The sequence below is a fragment of the Microbacterium sp. Bi128 genome (assembly GCF_918698205.1).
Map to the genome: position 1 here is coordinate 1 of NZ_CAKKMM010000647.1, position 2786 is coordinate 2786.

Here is a 2786-nt window from a genome sequence, read left to right on the forward strand (position 1 = left end):
TGTCCATGACGACGTTCTTGCCCTCCCAGGACCACGCCGACCGCGGCCGGTCCCAGTACAGCTCGATGCCGTTGCCTTCGGGGTCGTTGAAGTAGAACGCCTCGCTGACGAGGTGGTCCGCGCTGCCGGTGAAGGACTGGGGCTCGTACTGGGCCGCAGTGGCGATGGTGGCCGCCAGGGAGTGCTGGTCCTCGAAGAGGAGGGCGGTGTGGAAGAGCCCGGCCTCGCCGCGGGAAGGTAGATTCAGGCCCGGGGCAGGCGCCAGATGCACCAGCGGCTTCTGCTGGCGCCCAAGGTAGAGCCCGCCGTCCTGTTCGGCCACAGTCTCCAGGCCGAGGGCGCGCTGGTAGTAGTCGGTCATGAGCTTCATGTCGCCGACCTTGAGCATCACGGTGCCCATGGTGAGTTCGGCAGGAAGGAGGTCCTGGGTGCTGGCTTCTGCGGTCATGGCAATGCTCCGTGGATTCTGTAGCCACCGGCCTTCGGCGACTCTACATAAAGATAAATTACTTGAAGCTTCAATTTATTCCAAAACATGGACTGGCGCCCGGTCCACCGGCAGCCCACGCAGCACGATATGCCGGATCCGGCGGAGCGTGGCCGGATTGCTCCGCGGATCCTCGGCGGTGACGAGGACATCAGCGCTTGCCCCTTCACCGATGGACTCCGCGCCGAGCCAGGTCCGCGCAGACCAGCTCGCGGCGTTGAGGGCGGCAGCGGCGGAAAGGCCGGCGGCGTGCAGGGCCTGGATCTCGTCCACGATCCTGCCATGGCTGATCACGCTGCCGGCGTCGGTGCCGGCATAGATCGCCAGCCCGGCCTCGTGGGCTTCGAGGATCCGCTCCGCCCGGCGCTCCCACAGCGAGCGCATGTGGGCTGTGTAGCGGGGGAACTTGGCCGCCGCCCGGGCGGCGATGTCCGGGAACGTGGCGATGTTGATCAGGGTGGGCACGATCGGAACACCCTGTTCGAGGAAGCGCGGCAGGTGCCGCGGCAGCAGCCCGGTGGCGTGCTCGATGCAGTCGATCCCGGCGTCGAGCATGTCGTCGAGGGTGTCTTCGGCGAAGCAGTGTGCGGTGACGCGGGCCCCCTCATCGTGGGCGGCCTGGACGGCGTCCTTGACCGTCCGGGCGGGAAAACTGGCGGCGAGATCGCCGGCGTCGCGGTCGATCCAGTCCCCCACGAGCTTGACCCAGCCGTCGCCCGCGCGGGCCTGCTTGCGCACGGCCTCGACGAGATCCTCCGGTTCGACCTCGACGGCCAGGCCAGGCAGGTACCGCCGGGTCCTGGCGAGGTGCCTGCCGGAGCGGATGATCCGGGGCAGGTCCGCGCGTTGCTGGAGCCAGCGTGTGTTGTGGACGGCGCCGGCGTCGCGGACCAGGAGCGTCCCGGCGTTGCGGTCCGCCAGGGCCTGGGATTCCGCGGTGTCCTCGGTAACGTCCCCGCCCGGGCCGAGGCCGATGTGGCAGTGTGCGTCCACGAGGCCGGGCATGACCCAGCCGTCCAGCACGAGCTCCGGCGCGGCCGCGGGCCGGCGAAAGGTCAGCCGGCCCTCCACCGACCACAACCCGTAGCGGACCTGGTCCGCCGCGGTGAGGATGGGGCCGCTGAACTCGATGATGCCGGTCATGACCTAAAGCCTAATCCGCATGACGATCCGCCGGCCAAGACCGTCCAGCCCCAGCTGCGCTTCGTGGATCCGCAGGGCGCCCAACGCCTGTCCTGGCTGGGCGAGTTCCTCGAAACCGCAGCTCGCATAAAACGGCGCATTGAACGGGACGCCTGCGAAGGTGCAAAGCGTCATCGATAAATAGCCACGGCTCCGGGCCGCATCAAGGGCCGCCTCCACCAGGGACCGTCCTATCCCCCGCCCGGCGGAGTCCGGCTGCACGGAGAGTTGTTCCAGATGGGCCTGGCCGCCGACCTCGTCAATGCGGGCAAACCCTACGGGCGGGTTTCCGGCGACAAGTATGAAGAGCGGCTCAACCGGCGTCGTCAACTCCGGAGTCGGGAGCGTCTGGTTCCCCAGCTCCGCTTCGAGGATGCGGTCTGCTGAGGCCTCGAGAACCGGCAGCGCCGGGATATCTTCCGGCGTCGCCGTCCGGATGCGGGGCAGCGCCTTGGGTAGAGTCACCGTGCCACGCTAACACCGCGGTCCGCCGTCCGCGTCACACTCGAGGGCCGGCCGGAGGTGCGTGGTAGTTTCGTCTACGACCACACGGGTGCCCCTGCAGGGGCTGAGATCGGGCTGACGCAGCCTGCGACCGTTGAACCTGTCCGGGTAATGCCGGCGAAGGAAGTGAGCTTTTCCGTGAACACCCAAGTGACACAGCACAGCCCTGTCCAAATTCAGTCCGCAGCCACCACACAGTCGCTGAAGTCCCACTCGCTGGCCTTCAGCACGGACCCGGAGCATGGCATCCGCGTGCCGGTGACCGAGATCGCCCTGGAACCCTCCCCGGGCGGCATCCGGAACCCGCCGTTCCGGGTGTACCGCACTGCCGGCCCGGGCAGCGATCCGGTCCGCGGGCTGGAGCCGTTCCGCACCACCTGGATTGAGGCCAGGGCGGACACCGAACCCTACGCCGGCCGCGAACGGGAGCTGCTCGACGACGGCAAATCGGCGGTGCGCCGCGGTGCTGCGTCGGCCGAGTGGCGGGGCGGCCGGCCGGTGCCGCGCCGGGCCGTTGAGGGCAGGACCGTCACGCAGATGCGCTACGCCCGGGACGGTGTCATCACCCAGGAAATGCGGTTCGTCGCGCTGCGCGAGAACTGCGATGTGGAGC

3 protein-coding genes, 1 pseudogene and 1 riboswitch are annotated in these 2786 nt (G+C 68.6%); of the genes and pseudogenes, 1 reads left to right on the forward strand and 3 read right to left on the reverse strand.

The window, feature by feature from the left end; genetic code table 11:
* From LQV45_RS24260 to LQV45_RS24270, 3 genes are all read right to left on the reverse strand, one after another.
* A partial coding sequence (locus LQV45_RS24260; protein WP_230009175.1) for a VOC family protein occupies positions 1 to 448 on the reverse strand: 448 nt, incomplete at its 3' end.
* A 75-nt stretch (positions 449 to 523) separates the two neighbouring features.
* Positions 524 to 1630, reverse strand: a complete 1107-nt coding sequence (locus tag LQV45_RS24265) for an amidohydrolase family protein (protein WP_230009176.1) — start codon at positions 1628 to 1630, stop codon at positions 524 to 526.
* A gap of 3 nt (positions 1631 to 1633) precedes the next feature.
* Positions 1634 to 2134: a GNAT family N-acetyltransferase gene (locus LQV45_RS24270; RefSeq protein WP_230009177.1), complete on the reverse strand. Its 501-nt coding sequence runs from the start codon at positions 2132 to 2134 to the stop codon at positions 1634 to 1636.
* Between the two features lie 74 nt (positions 2135 to 2208).
* Positions 2209 to 2316, forward strand: a riboswitch (TPP riboswitch).
* On the opposite strand from LQV45_RS24270, the pseudogene LQV45_RS24275 reads away from it, so the two are divergent.
* Positions 2312 to 2786, forward strand: a pseudogene (locus LQV45_RS24275) (phosphomethylpyrimidine synthase ThiC); the annotation flags it as partial. It overlaps the preceding riboswitch by 5 nt.

Excerpts from the sequence above, each read along its gene's own strand:
- LQV45_RS24265 (WP_230009176.1), bottom strand. The coding sequence starts at position 1,630 with ATGACCGGCATCATCGAGTTCAGCGGCCCCATCCTCACCGCGGCGGAC.